The sequence below is a fragment of the Sporosarcina sp. resist genome (assembly GCF_014302295.1).
Taxonomy (GTDB): Bacteria; Bacillota; Bacilli; order Bacillales_A; family Planococcaceae; genus Sporosarcina; species Sporosarcina psychrophila.
In genome coordinates, this window is the sequence record NZ_CP060287.1 from 1213797 (window position 1) to 1230953 (window position 17157).

Below are 17157 nucleotides of genomic sequence, written 5' to 3' on the forward strand. Positions count from 1 at the left end.
AATACGCATGCTATAATATATAAATATGTTAACATATTCCAAATGAATAAAAAATGCAATTTTAGAGATTAAAAGGAGAATATGATAATGAAAAAAACAATGCTGTTAATGTTAACAGTTATTATTATAGCTGGTTGTAATTGAATATCTTCAAACAATACTTATAAGCAAGCAGAAGGCAAAGTTATTGTGGGTACTCACGATTATATAATGATGATAGGTGAGTTCGAATGGCTAGATACTGACGTGAAATTTAGAAAAATTAGTAGTTCAGATATAAATGACTTAGCAGTTGGATTCAATACATTACAAGTTGAAAAAGGTGGTAAATTAAAAATTGAAATTGAAGAAAACCCTTCATCTATCATCCTAAAACAATGGAACGAAGATGAAACAAGTGATGTTGTTGAACTTAAAGATAATGAAATAATCCTTCCATCGGAAGAGGGATATTATATTTATGAAGTTATCGTAGAATGGAACAAAGGAAAAGCAACTTATGTTTTTGATATTAATATAAAATGAAACAAAAATTCATTGGGATGGTTGTTAGTATACAGGATTTTGGGAGGTATTCTATTTTCTTGTTGTTTAGTTAAATTTACATAACTATAGATTTAAACGGACCTGGCGTTCAGCGGAAATCCTGTTAACTCAACGATGTATAAAATTGGATGCATACAAAAAACGAAGGACCGCAGGGGGAAACTGAGAGTTTATAGGGTTATGAAGTATAATTACCTGCCGAGAATTGACGTTTTGTTAACCTCGTGTGCATGGTTATACAAGGCTGTTCAGCGATCGAATTCCTTGTTGAACTAACTGGCAGTTTAGTGAGATAAGAGATATTGTGAAATTAAAATAAAGAAGGGGATGATAAAATGGTGCTTTTTGTAGGGTATGTATTTGCATTCATAGGAGCACTTGCTGCTTATCATCTAAGCGAAGGTAAGTCAAAGAAAAGGAAATACATTGTTTGGGGAATCACTTTTATGCTGGTAATCTCACCATTATTATCTTTTCAGATTGGTTTAACCTATGGCTTAATTATTAGGAATATATGGGCAATACCAGTAACAATTATTATACTGTTTACGATTGGTTTCATCATAGGACTAATTATACTATTAATAGGCATATTCAAGAAGAAAGAAACGGACGTTCCTGTATAAATCATTAAACTCCCATGAAAATTTAAAAACGCTCTAAATCTATAAAACCGCATAACAAAAAAATTCAGAAAAAGTTTTTTGAAAAAAGGCTGAGCCTTCAAAATGATTATATTAAGTTTAAAGTTAATCAGAAACCAACTCCATTCTTCATAAAATAAAGGCAGACTGGTGCAATAACCAGAGTAGGATTAATCTCCCATGAGTGCTACTCGTATAGAGTGCGACAGTTTATGATGCACCGTGGTCGTTGGAGTCAGACTAACGGATGGGCTCTATGGCACCATAGTTAATCGACCTTCCTCTCCCAGCCGTAATATCCAATACCCGTACTGTACACATTTTCATCCTCTGTGGTGTAGCGCTGATTTTGCGCTTCATGTATGGCTAAAGGGGCAGGTTAGTTAAACAAGGTTTCAGTATAGAGGTTATTCAAAATAGAAAAAGATATTAGTTGTTTAGTCTGGAGGGATTTTGTATGTCATTTGAACAATGCCAAAGAATTACTTCTTTAATGTCAGGATTTAACAAAACGTGGTTTATTGCAGGAGGTTGGGCAATTGACCTATTTATCGGTAGGGAAACAAGACAGCATCAAGATATAGAGATTGCCTTATTTCGAAAAGACCAATTAAACCTGAAGGAATACCTTAAAGATTGGGATTTTAAAAAGGTTATTAAAGGTAAGCTCTATACTTGGGGAAATGAGTTTTTAGAGTTACCTATTCACGAAATACATACTTTGAATAATTCAAATGGAGACAAATTAGAAGTTCTTCTAAATGAAACAAAGGATTATGATTGGAAATTCAGAAGGGATTTAACGATTTCCTATCCACTTAAGTCAGTTTGGAGTTATTCTGATACAGGCATTCCCTATCTAAATCCAGAAATTGTGCTTTTATATAAAGTGAAAAACACAAGAGAAAAAGACCAACAAGACTTTATGGCGATATTAGAATGTTTAGATGACGAGAGAAAAAAATGGCTTCAGTATGCTATACAATTGCACGAACCGGAACATAAATGGCTTCATTATTTAACATAACGTCTAGTTAAACTCCCATGAAAATTAAAAAACGCTCTAAATCTATAAAACCGCATAACAAAAAAACACAGAAAAAGTTTTTTGAAAAAAGGCTGAGCCTTCAAAATGATTATATTAAGTTTAAAGTTAATCAGAAACCAACTCCATTCTTCATAAAATAAAGGCAGGCTGGTGCAATAACCAGAGTAGGATGAATCTCCCATGAGTGCTACTCGTATAGAGTGCGACAGTTTATGATGCACCGTGGTCGTTGGAGTCAGACTAACGGATGGGCTCTATGGCACCATAGTTAATCGACCTTCCTCTCCCAGCCGTAATATCCAATACCCGTACTGTACACATTTTCATCCCCTATGGTGTAGCGCTGATTTTGCGCTTCATGTATGGCTAATGGGGCAGGTTCGTTCGAGAGAAAATTTGAAACATTTTGCATTATAAAACGTATTACAGGTGGTAGGATTTATATTATGGAGGTGTTTTTTTGAAAAGAATTTCTCTTTTTATAATTTCTTTGTCTTTAATTATCTCACTGATGGGATGCAGTTCAAGTGTTCAAAGTAGTATAAAAGATTTTAATGACAATGATATTGCAGCTATTGTCAAAGACAAAGAAATTACGATAGGTGAATTAAGATTTTTGTATCCAGATGAAGAGGTGTTGGAAAGTATTGAGGGAACTGTAAAAATCGAATTAATTCTGCAAGAAGCTAAAAGAATGAATTTGGATGTTTCCGATAACAAAGATCTACAAGAGGAAACAATGATGTTGCTACCTCTTAGAGATAAAGAAGATCCATTCGGAAAATCTATGATTGATTTTATCGAAATGCAAGCTCAAAAGTTAGGTATGGAACCTAAAGAATATTATAAGAAGTACGTAGAAATCAGGAGTGAACAAATTGCTTATATAGATGCTTATACGCAAGAAATGTTTGGTGAACCAGACGCATACAACGAAGATGGGTTAGAGGTATACAATAAAAAAGCCAATGACTTTTTGAATGAATTTGTAAAAGAACATAAAAATGAGATTAAAATACTAATTAAGTAACTTTAATATGCATCTCTTTTTTCTTGTTTCAGAAGGAAAATTTGTTTAGATTAAGAATATGTACAGATATAACTGCGGGTTATAAATTCATATTTGAATAGGTGAAAAAAATGATTTCAATCGATAGAAAACTAAGATTACGAGATTTAGAAATTTTTCGTTTCTTTAAAGACAATAAAATGTTGGCTTATGTCATTATTGAAGATACTAGAGGACCATTTACAGAAGAAGATAAAAAGTTAGAGCCACTTTGTTTTTTAGATGACGAAGATATAAATATAATTGTTAATGTATTCAAAATTTATTTCTTGTCAGATGAACCTTTAGAAAAAGAAGATTCGATGATGTTAAGACAGTTTTTTGGAGAATTAGTTGACATTAGTTCTGTTACAAACTATATTACTCAAGAATTTATACAGAAAGACTTATATGAACATGTGGATGATTCGTGGGATATTAAAACTCATCAAAGAATGTTAGATATAGTTGGTTCAAAGTATAAGATCCAATCAATTGATGAAAAAAATTGGTTAAATTTATCTCAAGAATAATGTCAATTTAGTTAAAAATGGGTTACTTAGGTAACTCTTTTTTCTTGTTGAACTAACGGGGCAGGTTAGTTGAACAAACTTTCATATTAATTATGATGCCAAAATCCAATAAATGGTATGATTTGAAAAAGTAGGGAGAACACAATGAACAAAAAATATAGCAAGTGGTCTGCCATATTAAGTATTATTTGTGCAATAACTATTTTTACTTCTACTTCTTATGCAATTGCACCACAAGAGCCTGAAGGCTCGATGGTTGTACTTCTAAAAATATTATTTTTCACTTTCATTATCGCGGGTGTTCTTAGTCTGATACTTAGCTATTTGGCGTTTAAAAACAAAGAAGAAGGCTTTCTGAAGAAGATAGCCCCTATTATAATTTTATTGATATTGTTAGTGTTCGCCCTTTCACTTATTGGAATAGTAGTAAGTCTGGGTGATTTATTTTAATGTCGCTTATTGCACTAACTGGTGCGATTGCTTTATAAGCGATTTCGTCTATATCGCAATTGGGCCAGATTGACGAATCTTATTTCGAGTCAAAAACGTTCAAAAGGTAAAGGAGTTTTTTTGATGAGCATTTCTGAAGTTACTATCCTGCCACTGATTTACAGCGGAATGTTTATTTTCTTTTTAGTTCCATCTGCTAAGAAGGAAAGTAGAAAAGTGCATAAAGGACAATCAACCTTTCTATTTGTTTTTAAAGACAACTTAGCTAAGATGGTCTTTCAAAAAAAGGCTGTATTGGCTTTAGCATTGTTCGGAATTACGTTATTCATTATCCAGTCAGTGTTTGCTGGTGCAGAATGGCATTATAACGCGCATAGCGGCTATCCACCGATTAGTTATAAATCATCAGCGCTATTCACCATGAGCGGTACGATAATATATACAGCCATGCTCTTGCTAGCACTTGGATACGGGAGAACGATAAAAAGTATGAAGAATGCAAAGTAACAACAATCGGGCGCGATTGTTGAATAAATTGCCTTAAGGCGAGCTGGCTGCCCTTAAGGAAACCATATAAAGCAAACGGGCCAAATTATAGAATAACTATGTATTTGAAACTTAATTTTGCTTAAATCGTAATAAATATAAGAGTGAGGAATATAAAAAATGTATAACCATGAATAAGCCACTAAGAAAGGTGGGATATAAATGAAAAAATATCAATTCAATGATGTGAGATACATGAAAAAAAAGAATGCTATTCAAGTGGAAAACAGGGAGAAAGAGAGTGTTGGAACCATTGAAAAAGCAGATATTACAGGATGTGAAAAGAGAAGTGTAGTGTCATTTACTGCTCACAAAGGATCCGAAATTAAGATAGGGATTAAAAAACGAAATATCAAAAACTTACTTGTTGCTACATATATCATTGAAACAGAAGAGAAGACCTATTTTTTGAAAGATAAGCCAGGGAATAGCCTACTCTACTTTTGTGTTGTAGGAAAAATTGATGAACAAGACATACGTATTGAAGAAAATTGGAGCAGCGAGATAGAAGTGAAAATAGACCAAATTCATATCGCTACTATCAAAGCAAATGAGTTCACGCTTAAAACAACTATACTCACTGAAGACAATATTTACGAATCAACTTTACTTTTTGCTGTTACTATTTTGATGTACTTTATGTATAAAATTTATAAGAATGAATCCGAATTCGTTGAAAATATATTGTTTGATTAATGCGGACATAACTAGGTACTCATGTATAACCTTAAGTCTTAATATAAAGGAGCAACCAATTGGATTCATCGAAGTTTAGGATTAGTCGATTGCTTTTGTATTTTCTACTAGTATCGGTATTTCTCTTTGTATCGGGTAATGTCGGACGATATTTAATAGAAACTCACGATATTGAACGAAAAGTAGCCATGCTTCTACAAGGGGGGATTTTTACTGGATTAACGCTCATTGTACTCTATATACTGAAGAGAAAAAGTCCCGAATCGTTTAAAAGTATCGGCCTAAAAGGTGTAAATTCATCATCTAAGATGGCTATTGGAATTGCATTGCCTTTTATCTTACTTGGAGTAGGTATTTTAACGGCCTATTTATTCGGCGGGATTGAAAATCTCAGTATGAACTTGACAACAAGTGCTGTAATTTCCGTTTTAATCAATACAATAACAGCATTTATATACGAAGCATTTCCAGAAGAAGTCTTTATACGTGGTTTAATATTTGAAGAGTTGCAAAAAAAGTTCCGCTTTTTTACTTCGTTAATTTTGCAACCGTTAATCTTTATTTGTGTACCGATAACAGTGATGGCGATGGAATCAATATTCTTTGATAAGCCATTTGCAATAACTATAGATTATTTTATATTACTCTTCGCTTTTGGAATTGCTCTACAGCTTTATAGAGCATATACCGGTTCACTATGGATGAATATAATATTCCATTTGGTTTACCTTGAAGTAGCTAGATATATTTCTCTGGGAGGTATATATGAATCAGGTGTTGCGCTTTTAGAGTTTGATGAGACGTTTGAAGGCTTCATGTCGCTATACTTATCATTTTTGTTTATTGTAATACTTAGTGTCGTGGTGTTATCAGTTTTAATATTAAATGATAAAAGAAAAATAAGACGTAACCGCTCTTTGTGATTAGGATTTAATAAAAAATACTTTAGAATAACAAATCTACTACAATCGGGCGCGATTGTTTAATAAGCGTCTCTGTTCTTATTAAACTAACGAGGTGCTTGTGCGGCCGAGCCTAGGTCGTATCATATAGAGGGTGGGATTCCCGTCGAGAAAGAACTAGCCATTCACTCGTAGCGAGTCTTGGAGGACTACTGGTAACAGTAGCCTTTAAGCGTAGACAGTTAGGTGGCGGGCCGAAAGCCAAATGGTTGAAGGGATTGAGCTCCATAATGTTAGTGAATCGAGAGGGCTGATGCCTTAAGCACAGCAGAAAGCTACATTTTATCCATCGTTAAAGGCAAGAAGGATAAAACCTCTCTGGAGTCAGAGACCTTGGCACGTCACACATTGATATGATACGGCAACTCTGGAGGCCCTACCGGTCTTTTCTTCTTATAGAAGAGTATGGTGTACAAGCGATAATAAGTAAGGAAGCCAAATGCCGTTGTAGGGAGTCGGATAGCAGCGTAGTACCAATGAAGTTGGGTAATGCCGATGGAGGAAAGGCTGCTACCAAGTTATCACCCTTACTAGGGACACATTTACTACACACAGAGGTAGGGATACTAAATGGAAACAAAACTAGTAAGGATAGCAGAATTAGCAAAATCTGAGCGAAAGAGATTAGCTATATTTTGTGAATGGTGACTAGGAGGAGCCGTGTGCGTAAATAGCGCAAGCACGGTTCTGTGAGGGGGGAGGAACACAATCTACCGCAAGGTAGAGAGGTTCTCTTCTACTCGACTAGTGTAACAACAGTAATTCTTTTCTTATTGTGCTAACGGGGCAGGTTAGCTTAACAAAACGTATGAACAATTATGGTAATATGGGATTGAAAAGGGGAGTGACTGTGACCTATCTAACCATTCTTTATATGTGTTTGTTAGTGGTGTTTATCAGTGCTATTGGTGGTTTCCTGAGCTATAAAGTAAGTCGTAAATTTTTTAACACTGAAGCACTTAGATATATATTGGGAGGCATAGTAGCTTTACTTTTAAGCTACCCAATGACAATATTTCTGCAACTTGGTGGAGTATGGTTCTATCACTTGCCTATCGCAGTGCTGGCGATAGTTTTATATGTCGCGTTCTATTTGAATTCGAAGGGTAATTGGAAATTGATAGCGTGGTTCGGTTTAGTTGTGTTAACTGTAATTATTGCAACACACGTTTATCTAATCATAATCTCTATCTTCTTAAGCTAACTGGGTACGCGCGATAAGTTCTGTTATAAATGAAAACAGCGTGAAAGACAGGAGATTCTGTGATTTAAAATCTCAACTTTACAATGGAGGGTAGGAATGAAGGAACCAAGTTACCTAAAACCATCGCGTTAATACTTCTGCTTGCATTATTACTGATAGGTTAGAAGTTCTGAAGCCAGATGAAGTCGACAGAACAAAGGCTAAAGACATTCCTAAGGAAAAGGTATGCCGAGCGGCTGAAAAGCTAGACATGGTGAGAATAGTTCCGTTATAAAGGAACTGACGGACTTTCCAAAAGGTTTAAAGTTAGAACATGAGGAAACTCATATACCATCCAACGACGGGCTAAATGGTGTAAAGTAAAAAAAGTACCTTATGAATAACAGCAAGTGCAGGGGGAGAAAATGAAGAAAGAAATTAAGATTGTATTTAGTATAAGTTTTATATTTTACTTATTGGTATTGGTGTTTATATTATTCTTAGGTTTTAGGGGTTATAGGTATGACCTACCATTCTTAGAGTATATGAAAAACTCTTCAAATTTCGTTCCATTTAAAACTATAAATACATATTTTCAAGCAATACTTGATAGAAGTATAAATTTGGATATCCCTATCAAAAACCTTTTTGGTAATTTTATTTTGTTTTTACCAATGGGTATTTATTTACCATTTTTCATAAAGAAAACAAACAAAGTAATGGTATTTTCTATTTCAATGATTGTATTATTATTTATTATTGAGGTAATGCAATTAGTTACAAGAAAGGGTAGTTTCGACGTTGATGATTTCATCCTAAATATGCCTGGTGCTTTAATAGGGGTTGGAATTTGGAGAACAAAGTTTGTTCAGAAACTACTTAAATAGAACTGTAATTATTCTTCAACTATCTGGGGCTTTAGTGAAGAGTCGGCTGCCTTTCACGGCGGCTTTTTCTTATTGACTAATGGTGACGTGGGTTATTGTGTTTATAATGGCTTTATCCGGTAAGAAAAGAACAGATGAATTTAAAAAGATTACATTTAATCAATTTGTAATTGCGATCCTAATTTCTATTGGTATAATGATTTTGACTATTAGACATATGGATATAATGGGATAAAAGCAAATGTAGGATTAAGCGAAGCTAGGATGTGATTGAATGTTTCAAGATGGATTTCCAAATTATTTGAGAGATGATGTGGCCACAGCGGTTGGAATGATTCCTCATGAAAATTATGAAAATGTCACTAGTGGTGTGTCCCAGGATACTATTCAATACTTTCTAGATGATACCATGATTAGGTTTCCTTATCGCATATACTATATTGATAGTTTAGATGAAGTTATAGACAATTTAAGTCTACGACAAAAAATGATTTTGCATTGTATTTATTCAAGAAGTTGTGACGGATTTGTTCGTCAAAAGCATATCTCTTCGTTGCTTCAGATGGATTATGAAGATTGGGCTATTCCTTATATCGTAAAAATATGTGATGAATATGTCGTAGAGATAATAGAAATGACTTATGATACTTTAAAAGAACAGGATACAGAACGGATTAAGAGATTTTGTCTTGAAAATATTGTGCTGTTTTGCAAAAGTTACAATAGAATGATTAGCTATTGGAACGAATATTACAGATATAGAAACAATGATTTCAAAAAATATATTGGCAGGAAGTTATTTAGAGATTGTTTTGGATACTCTAAATCCATGGAACGCAGGAGAAAAGAAGTTTGTGAAACATATCACTTAAAGTAACGAGTGCTGGTTTAGTTAAACGAGAATTGGCAGCCTTTTCTTTGAATTAAAGGGTAAGAATACTTCCGTAAAGGGGTATTACGTCAACCAGTAGTAAATAGTATATACATTAGTTATTGGGGTTTTTTTGAAATTAAAAATACATAAAAGTGAAACGTAAAATTACTGAAAAAAGGAGTTTTCATATGCGGAAATTATCTATACTTAGCATAGTTCTATCAGCAATATTTTTATTAATACATATAGTATTTGATTTTAAAAACCACATGTCGGTTTTAATGGCCAACATTTTAATAGCCATTTTCACTTTTGTTTTAATTTTATCTGGAATTTATTTACTCAATCAAAAAAAGAAACCAACAACTAAAAAAAGTGACGCTTTTTTCTTTAACTCATCACATCACGCTCTCCAATGAATTCCGAACGTTCGTTATATGATTCACATTCACCGATTACTTTTCCCTGAACACTTCGGGTGTATGCAGCATCCAAACTCGCATTAGAACAGTAAATGTATAAAAGTATGCTTGGGAAAATTGCAAAACTATCACAATACAAATATGTTAGATTTGCGAAAAGTCTCACTTTTATTTAGAAAGGGAGACTTTTTTATCTATTGCTGGTGTCATAACTTAAAAATCACGACACTGTTATGATGTGACAAAATCTGATAAAAGGATTGGCCATTTTGCTCAACTAATCCGATAGCACAATAATTTTTTCAGTTTGAACTTAAATAATTGAGGACTATATTCACTCGCTCTTTTACCGTATCGTCACCTTCTATTCTCAATATCGGGCAAACTAAGTCCGACATCCAATGTACGTGTAACATTTTACTTCTGACTTCCATTCCTGCTTCATCATATAAGGAAGCCCACTTCAAAAAAGCCTTGGATTCGTCGTATTTACTACCACCATCCAATATTTCATTCCCATACCTTTGAAATTCCCTTTGTTGCAATCTCTCAAGTCTTATATTTTGGGGAAGCTGCAAAAATATAACCAAGTCAAAATGGGCTTTAAATTCGTCACCCCAACCACATATTGCCCCCGAAAGAATACAGTTTTGATATATTGTTAAGTCATGCTTTAGCATTTTTGTTCTTTCAGGTATTGGTCTTTGTTCTGTGAACTTAGTTAACCAAAAATAGTCGTCTGTATCAAGAAGAGTATAAGGAAGTGCCTGTGATAACGCAGTTCCGAGTGTCGAAGTTCCAGAACCAGCAGCACCAAATATATGTATTTTTGTAATAAGAATTTCCTCCTCTAATAGGCCATTTCATTATTTTTGATTATACAGATAAAATTCATCTTTAGTAAAACTCCCTTATTCAACTAACGGTGGTAATAGGTAAGTATTTGATGTTATCTTCAAATTTTCCCAGTCGTAGAATTGTTCTGCATACATTTTCATCCAAACAAAAGAAGTTAAACACTATAATTAATATTGAAATGAAACAAGACAATATGTGAGGTTTTGAAAGTGAAGAAGTGTGCATATGTAAATTTAGTACCTTGGTTCTGTTTAGTTTTGTCCTTCGCGGTTATATTCGACTAAATTAAGGTAACCGTCACCTTTGCTTACTCAGGGGAGGTTTTTTGATATGAATGATGTTTGATTCCTCTACAAATAGGCGTTCGTATGGTAAATTAAGTACAGTGTAAGTAAAAGGAGTTACGGTAAAATGAATGATTTTTTTGAACGAAAAAAGAAAGAATTGAATATAGATTTGAATGAAGTGCAAAAGAAAGCAGTGCTGCAAACAGATGGCCCGCTTTTGCTTTTAGCATGCCCTGGATCAGGGAAAACGACGACAATGATCATGCGAATCGGATATTTGATTGAAGAAAAAAACGTCAATCCGAAGCGTATTAAAGCAATTACATTTAGCCGGGCATCTGCGCGCGATATGACGGAGCGTTTCACAAGGTTTTTCCCGCACAGTGCCCGCGTGGACTTTTCCACAATCCATAGTTTGGCATTTATGATTGCGCGTAGCTACTTAGAGAAAATAGGTACAACATACGAGCTGATTGAAGGAAGTAAGACAGGGCGTCAGTCTATCAATAAGGCATTTTTATTGAAAGGCATATATAAAGACGTATTGAAAGAGGATTGCACTGATGACGAACTGTCGTCTCTTTCGACATTCATCAGTGGGATTAAAAACCGCATGATCCCACTTGGGAAATGGGAGGAGCTTGAAGGGCCTGTTGATAAGGCAGGACGCATTGCCAGGAAATACGAGCAGTACAAGACGCGTACAAGTGGTCACCTGCTTCTTGATTTCGATGATATGCTGACAATTGCGGAACAGGCACTTCGAGAAGAGGAACAACTTAGCGAGCACTTTCGAAACCTCTACGACTACCTCCTAACCGACGAAAGCCAGGACACGTCCCTTGTTCAACATAAAATTGTGGAGCATCTTGTGGCGCATCACGGCAATCTTTGTGTGGTTGCTGATGATGACCAGTCGATCTATACGTGGCGAGGGGCGGAGCCGGATTATCTTCTTGATTTCAAGAGTGTCTATCCGGATGCTCAAGTGCTGATGATGGAGCGTAATTACCGTTCGTCAAAAGAAATTGTGGAGATGTCTTCGAAGTTCATCAAACGGAACAAAAAGCGCTATCCGAAAGACATGCATACAGAAAACGGCAAGGTCGAGCCGATCTATATTAAACAGCTTACTAGCCCGAAACAACAATTAGAATACGTAACATATGAGCTGTTAAACGAGAAGAATTTGAATGAGGTTGCTATTTTGTTCAGGAACAATTCATCGTCAACGATGTTCGTGAGCGAACTACACAGGCGAGGTATCCCATTTTATATGAAGGATGCAGATGACAAGTTTTTCACACATTGGATTGTCGAGGATATTTTGAACTTTATGCGTCTTAGTTTTAATATGGAACGGAAAGATATATTTGCGAAGATCATCATGAAAATGAATGCCTTTATTTCACGAAACATGCTCACCCAGTTTGAAAATACTGCAACAACGGGGAATGTATTCGATGCATTTATTCAAACGGTTGAAATGAAAGACAGTCAAGTCAAAAAGTTAGCTGACTATAAAAAAGGATACGCTGTGATTCCAGAGATGCGTCCGGAACGAGTGATTCAACTGATTCGGAATGATTTTGGGTATGAGGCGGCGCTTAAAAGTAGAGCTGAAAAGTTTGGATTCCGTTTTGAAAGCCTGCTTAGCATTTTAGATACACTTGAAGGAATTGCATCACAACTCCGAACGATGGTGGAATTTGCGACGCGTTTGAAAGAACTTGAACAGGCAGTAAAAAATGCGAAATTCAATGCACCTGAAAATGCGGTGACGTTATCGACATTTCACAGTGCGAAAGGGCTTGAGTTCCGGCGTGTGTTCATGATTGATTTACTAAAAGGGGTTATTCCATCAGAGGAAGATGAGAGTGATGTAGCGATGTTGGAAGAAGCGCGTAGGCTCTTCTACGTCGGGATGACACGTGCGAAAAACCGACTTGAATTGCTGTCATATGGTCAGGACGAAGGGAAGCCAAAAGAAGATTCTAGGTTTCTGAATGAAGTAAGGGGCCTTCTTTTGAAACCGGGTGAAGCGAACAAAGAGCAGAAGCCAGTGAAGATTAGGAAAGCGTCGATTGCACTAAATCCTGATGGTATTCAAGATAGTGACGAGCTAGCGGTTGGAACAGCGGTCAAACACCGTGTATTCGGGCAGGGTGAAGTCACACGGCGTGATGGTGATGAAATTCATATCCAATTTGGTAAAATCGAGAAAAGGCTTGATCTTGAAACGGTTCTTTCCCTTAGGTTACTTGAGAAAGTTGCCCTATGAAAAAGCTCTTATGGATTGGATTGGCAGGAGCGGCAGGAGCAATTATACGCGTGGCGATTGGCCATGTCGTTTCCAACGATTCAGGATTTCCCTTTTCGACGCTAGGTGTAAATATTGTGGGAACGTTTTTGCTATGTTTTATAGTAGCAGGAGCTTTTCGCAAACTAGCAGCGGATAAACAATTGCAAGATATCGTAACGACGGGTTTTCTAGGTTCTTTTACAACGTTTTCAGCGTTAAGCATGGAGACTATATTACTGATGGAAAAAGGTCAAATTCTCTTGGCTGGATTGTATATCATTCTTAGTATAATCGGCGGACTTACTGCCGGGGCGCTCGGCTTTCATCTAGGCAGGAAGAAGGTTCGTACATGACTTTCGTGGATTTATTGATGATTGGAATCGGAGGCTTTTCCGGTGCAGTCATTCGTTATTTTATTTCAGCAAAGATGAATGAGCAGGATGGGTTACCAGCTGGAACATTGCTCGTCAATCTGGCAGGGTCCCTAATGATTGGAGTCGTTTTCGGGCTGGAACTACCTTTATGGGCGACTCTGCTGTTTGCCTCCGGTTTCTCAGGGGCGCTGACGACCTTTTCCACGATGAATAAAGAGCTGTTAATCATTTGGGAAAACGGTAGGAAAAGGAATGCGGTACTCTATCTTCTGCTTATATATATATCGGGAATCGGCCTTGCATTTCTAGGCTACCTGGCGGGAAGCAGTGTTTACTAAATTTGTCCGTTTGAGTTGAGTACATTTGGGAATAGAGTAGTAGACTACTAAAATTCCGAATGGAGGAAACGACATTGGACAACAAACATAATGATGAAAAGAATAGGCAGTTAGAGACGTACCGTTCACATGATGCGGGTAAAAAGATGACGACGAACCAAGGACTTAACGTGTCAGAGGACGAACATTCCTTGAAAGCAGGATTGCGTGGTCCGACATTGATGGAGGACTTCCATTTCCGTGAGAAGATGACCCATTTTGACCATGAACGGATTCCTGAAAGAGTCGTTCACGCTAGAGGCTACGCGGCCCACGGTAAATTCGAATTATATGAATCGATGAAAGACTATACGAAAGCGGCTTTCCTGCAGGAACCCGGTTCGAAAACACCGGTATTCACACGGATTTCCACCGTAGCCGGCAGCAAGGGATCGGCAGAAACAGTACGCGATGTACGCGGATTTGCGGTGAAATTCTATACCGAAGAAGGAAACTATGATTTAGTGGGTAATAATATGCCAGTTTTCTTCATCCAGGATGCCATCAAATTCCCGGATCTTATCCATGCCGTAAAACCTGAACCGCATAAGGAAATGCCGCAGGCGGCTTCTGCACATGATACTTTTTGGGATTTCGTTGTAAGTAACCAGGAGTCTGCGCATATGATCATGTGGCATATGTCCGATCGCGCGATTCCTCGGAGTTTCAGGATGATGGAAGGATTCGGGGTTCATACATACCGTTTGGTGAACGCTGAAGGGAAAGCGCATTTTGTGAAATTCCATTGGAAACCGAAACTCGGCGTTCACTCCCTCGTTTGGGATGAAGCGCAGAAAATCGCCGGGAAAGATCCTGATTTTCATCGCCGGGACCTTTGGGAGTCCATTGAAAAAGGGGACTTCGTCGAATTTGAATTCGGCGTCCAATTGATTGAGGAAAAAGATGAATTCATGTTTGATTTTGATATCCTGGATCCGACCAAGCTATGGCCGGAAGAGAAAGTACCCGTCAAAATCATTGGGAAAATGACGTTGAACCGCAATGTCGATAATGTATTTGCGGAAACGGAACAAGTCGCATTCCATCCGGGAAGTGTTGTTCCCGGGATTGATTTCTCAAATGATCCATTGCTGCAAGGTCGCTTGTTTTCATATACGGATACGCAACTCATTCGCCTTGGCGGACCGAACTTCCATGAGTTGCCGATTAACCGTCCAGTGTGTCCAATCCATAACAATCAGCGTGATGGCTATGGCAGACAGGCAATCAATGTGGGGCAGGTCAGCTATCATAAAAATTCATTGGCAAACAATACACCGACAACATCTACCGAAGAAGAAGGCGGTTTCGTCCACTATCAGGAGAAAGTGGAAGGACGCAAAATTCAAGCACGCAGTAATTCTTTCAGTGACCATTTCTCGCAAGCACGTCTTTTCTGGAACAGTATGACATTGCCCGAGAAAAAGCATATTGTCGATGCGTTCAGTTTTGAAGTCGGTAAAGTGAAAGATAAGAATGTCAAACAGCAAGTCGTGGATATGTTTGTCAATGTCGATAAAGGCTTGGCAACCGCTATTGCTGAAGCGGTGGGGGTCAATCATCCCGAGGGCAAGGAATCGGACGTGACCGAATCGTCACCAGCCCTTAGTCAGGAATTAACGGTGAAATCGCCGGCTACACGAAAAATCGCCATTCTCATTGGTGAAAAATTCAATGGCGGCGAAGTGGAAGCGGTTGTCAAAGCCTGCGTAGACGCAGGAATGACTGTGGATATCATCGGCGAGAAGTTCGGTTTCGTTTATGGTGAAGATAAACTGGCAGTCGAAGTGACGGAAACATTCCTCACTATCCATTCCGTTTTGTATGATGGGCTATACGTCGTCGGAGGCGAGGCGGATAATCCAAGGAAACTTAAGAAAGATATCGTCAATTTTATCAACGAAGCTTTTCAACACTATAAACCAATCGGTATCGCCACAACCGGCAAGCCTTTCTTCGAGGCTTCAGATGCAGAAGAAGGTCCAGGCATCGTACTGTCTGACGTAGCAGATTTCAACAGCGAGTTTATCGCCGCGGTCGCTGAGCACAGGCATTGGGAACGTAAAATCTTTTGATGGATTGAAAGTGAAGCGGTCGTCACTTAGGTGGCGGCTGTTTTCATTTGGTTGCAGAACTGGTAACATAAGAATGTTATAACTAATGAACTAGTAAAAGGATGACGGATACATGAAACAAAACAAAAAGAATACTAGCACCTTACTGAAAAAACCAGCAGGCATTGTGAGTATCGGTGTCGTCTTACTCGCGTTGATTGTGTACAATATTTTCTTTCCTGAACAAGAAGCAGAACCGAGCCGAGCCGGTTTAATCCCGGTGGAGCTTGTGAAAACGATTGACGGCGATACGATTAAAATTATGTATGAAGGTAAAGAACAGAATGTCCGGTATTTACTCATTGATACTCCGGAAACGAATCATCCGCGCCTTAAAAAGCAGCCATTCGGTGAGAAAGCGAAAGAGCGTAATCGTGAGCTGATGAACAGCGGGAAATTAGAAATCGAATTCGATGTCGGTGGGAAAACAGATAAATATGATAGATTGCTTGCTTATATTTATATTGATGGTGTGAGTGTTCAGGAAAAACTGTTGGAAGAAGGGCTAGCCCGAGTGGGGTACGTTTATCCGCCAAATACACGACATCTAGACGCTTTTAAGAAAGCAGAAGAGAAGGCCAAAAAAGCGGGAATTGGCATCTGGACGCTTGAAGATTATGCGACTGATCGCGGATTTGACAGCGAAACGTATGTAGAAAAGAAACCTGAAACACAACCAGTATCCGGTACTAAAGAAGCGTTTAAAAACTGTACGGAACTACGTCAGAAGTATCCGAATGGCGTGAAAAAAGGGCATCCTGCTTACTCAGAAAAAATGGATGGCAATAAAGATGGTAATGCGTGCGAGCGTTAATATTCGATGGAAAAGATAGAACTATACTTAACTTCTCGTTTTTTGTAAACGGGGAAAGATGATAGGCACAGCAAATAAAACAAAAACATCCTTAAATCAGTTATCGATTTAAGGATGTTTTTAATTGTGTAACCAATTATCACAAATGAATACTTAAATATGTGATTAAAAAAATCCCATCTACTTTTTTGT

The 17157-nt window shown here is 37.3% G+C and carries 17 protein-coding genes; 16 read left to right on the forward strand and 1 reads right to left on the reverse strand.

Annotated features, from left to right (window positions below; genetic code table 11):
- The first annotated feature begins 189 nt into the window (after window positions 1-189).
- The 11 genes from H7992_RS06075 (at window position 190) to H7992_RS06125 (ending at window position 9420) form a co-directional block, all read left to right on the forward strand.
- Window positions 190-525: a hypothetical protein gene (locus H7992_RS06075; protein WP_187046948.1), complete on the forward strand. Its 336-nt coding sequence runs from the start codon at window positions 190-192 to the stop codon at window positions 523-525.
- A gap of 356 nt (window positions 526-881) precedes the next feature.
- On the forward strand, window positions 882-1172 hold the full coding sequence (locus H7992_RS06080; protein WP_187046949.1) for a hypothetical protein: 291 nt from the start codon (window positions 882-884) through the stop codon (window positions 1170-1172).
- A 475-nt stretch (window positions 1173-1647) separates the two neighbouring features.
- Window positions 1648-2217 carry a nucleotidyltransferase domain-containing protein gene (locus H7992_RS06085; RefSeq protein ID WP_187046950.1) on the forward strand — a complete coding sequence of 190 codons (570 nt, stop codon included), beginning with the start codon at window positions 1648-1650 and terminating at the stop codon, window positions 2215-2217.
- Between the two features lie 481 nt (window positions 2218-2698).
- Window positions 2699-3268 carry a hypothetical protein gene (locus H7992_RS06090; RefSeq protein WP_067206558.1) on the forward strand — a complete coding sequence of 190 codons (570 nt, stop codon included), beginning with the start codon at window positions 2699-2701 and terminating at the stop codon, window positions 3266-3268.
- A gap of 110 nt (window positions 3269-3378) precedes the next feature.
- Window positions 3379-3819: a terpene synthase gene (locus tag H7992_RS06095; RefSeq protein ID WP_067206560.1), complete on the forward strand. Its 441-nt coding sequence runs from the start codon at window positions 3379-3381 to the stop codon at window positions 3817-3819.
- A gap of 144 nt (window positions 3820-3963) precedes the next feature.
- The gene (locus H7992_RS06100; protein WP_187046951.1) at window positions 3964-4269 is read left to right on the forward strand and encodes a hypothetical protein; all 306 of its coding nucleotides are present in this window, start codon (window positions 3964-3966) and stop codon (window positions 4267-4269) included.
- Between the two features lie 123 nt (window positions 4270-4392).
- Window positions 4393-4776 (forward strand): hypothetical protein, encoded by a 384-nt coding sequence (locus H7992_RS06105; RefSeq protein ID WP_187046952.1) that lies wholly within the window; start codon window positions 4393-4395, stop codon window positions 4774-4776.
- A gap of 201 nt (window positions 4777-4977) precedes the next feature.
- Entirely contained in the window at window positions 4978-5511 is a 534-nt protein-coding gene (locus H7992_RS06110) for a hypothetical protein (protein ID WP_067206568.1), read from the forward strand.
- Between the two features lie 59 nt (window positions 5512-5570).
- Window positions 5571-6434: a CPBP family intramembrane glutamic endopeptidase gene (locus H7992_RS06115; RefSeq protein WP_187046953.1), complete on the forward strand. Its 864-nt coding sequence runs from the start codon at window positions 5571-5573 to the stop codon at window positions 6432-6434.
- A 1647-nt stretch (window positions 6435-8081) separates the two neighbouring features.
- On the forward strand, window positions 8082-8543 hold the full coding sequence (locus H7992_RS06120) for a VanZ family protein (protein ID WP_187046954.1): 462 nt from the start codon (window positions 8082-8084) through the stop codon (window positions 8541-8543).
- Between the two features lie 274 nt (window positions 8544-8817).
- Window positions 8818-9420 carry a hypothetical protein gene (locus tag H7992_RS06125; protein WP_187046955.1) on the forward strand — a complete coding sequence of 201 codons (603 nt, stop codon included), beginning with the start codon at window positions 8818-8820 and terminating at the stop codon, window positions 9418-9420.
- Between the two features lie 721 nt (window positions 9421-10141).
- On the opposite strand, the gene H7992_RS06130 is transcribed toward H7992_RS06125, so the two are convergent.
- Window positions 10142-10675 carry an ATP-binding protein gene (locus H7992_RS06130; RefSeq protein ID WP_187047802.1) on the reverse strand — a complete coding sequence of 178 codons (534 nt, stop codon included), beginning with the start codon at window positions 10673-10675 and terminating at the stop codon, window positions 10142-10144.
- Between the two features lie 433 nt (window positions 10676-11108).
- Between H7992_RS06130 and H7992_RS06135 the strand changes: the two genes are divergently transcribed.
- The 5 genes from H7992_RS06135 (at window position 11109) to H7992_RS06155 (ending at window position 16965) form a co-directional block, all read left to right on the forward strand.
- Complete coding sequence (locus tag H7992_RS06135; protein WP_187046956.1) at window positions 11109-13265, forward strand: ATP-dependent helicase; 2157 nt, start codon at window positions 11109-11111, stop codon at window positions 13263-13265.
- Window positions 13262-13639, forward strand: a complete 378-nt coding sequence (locus tag H7992_RS06140) for a fluoride efflux transporter FluC (RefSeq protein ID WP_187046957.1) — start codon at window positions 13262-13264, stop codon at window positions 13637-13639. Before H7992_RS06135 ends, H7992_RS06140 begins: the two co-directional genes overlap by 4 nt.
- Window positions 13636-13998, forward strand: a complete 363-nt coding sequence (locus H7992_RS06145) for a fluoride efflux transporter FluC (RefSeq protein WP_187046958.1) — start codon at window positions 13636-13638, stop codon at window positions 13996-13998. Before H7992_RS06140 ends, H7992_RS06145 begins: the two co-directional genes overlap by 4 nt.
- A 74-nt stretch (window positions 13999-14072) precedes the next feature.
- Complete coding sequence (locus H7992_RS06150; protein ID WP_370569968.1) at window positions 14073-16112, forward strand: catalase; 2040 nt, start codon at window positions 14073-14075, stop codon at window positions 16110-16112.
- 112 nt (window positions 16113-16224) lie between these two features.
- The gene (locus H7992_RS06155; RefSeq protein ID WP_187046960.1) at window positions 16225-16965 is read left to right on the forward strand and encodes a thermonuclease family protein; all 741 of its coding nucleotides are present in this window, start codon (window positions 16225-16227) and stop codon (window positions 16963-16965) included.
- Window positions 16966-17157: the final 192 nt, after the last annotated feature.

Bases quoted from the DNA above. Each gene is read 5' to 3' on its own strand.
- H7992_RS06080 (WP_187046949.1), top strand. From the start codon at position 882: ATGGTGCTTTTTGTAGGGTATGTATTTGCATTCATAGGAGCACTTGCT.
- H7992_RS06085 (WP_187046950.1), top strand. From the start codon at position 1,648: ATGTCATTTGAACAATGCCAAAGAATTACTTCTTTAATGTCAGGATTT.
- H7992_RS06095 (WP_067206560.1), top strand. From the start codon at position 3,379: ATGATTTCAATCGATAGAAAACTAAGATTACGAGATTTAGAAATTTTT.
- H7992_RS06100 (WP_187046951.1), top strand. From the start codon at position 3,964: ATGAACAAAAAATATAGCAAGTGGTCTGCCATATTAAGTATTATTTGT.
- H7992_RS06105 (WP_187046952.1), top strand. From the start codon at position 4,393: ATGAGCATTTCTGAAGTTACTATCCTGCCACTGATTTACAGCGGAATG.
- H7992_RS06110 (WP_067206568.1), top strand. From the start codon at position 4,978: ATGAAAAAATATCAATTCAATGATGTGAGATACATGAAAAAAAAGAAT.
- H7992_RS06120 (WP_187046954.1), top strand. From the start codon at position 8,082: ATGAAGAAAGAAATTAAGATTGTATTTAGTATAAGTTTTATATTTTAC.
- H7992_RS06125 (WP_187046955.1), top strand. From the start codon at position 8,818: ATGTTTCAAGATGGATTTCCAAATTATTTGAGAGATGATGTGGCCACA.
- H7992_RS06135 (WP_187046956.1), top strand. From the start codon at position 11,109: ATGAATGATTTTTTTGAACGAAAAAAGAAAGAATTGAATATAGATTTG.
- H7992_RS06140 (WP_187046957.1), top strand. From the start codon at position 13,262: ATGAAAAAGCTCTTATGGATTGGATTGGCAGGAGCGGCAGGAGCAATT.
- H7992_RS06145 (WP_187046958.1), top strand. From the start codon at position 13,636: ATGACTTTCGTGGATTTATTGATGATTGGAATCGGAGGCTTTTCCGGT.
- H7992_RS06155 (WP_187046960.1), top strand. From the start codon at position 16,225: ATGAAACAAAACAAAAAGAATACTAGCACCTTACTGAAAAAACCAGCA.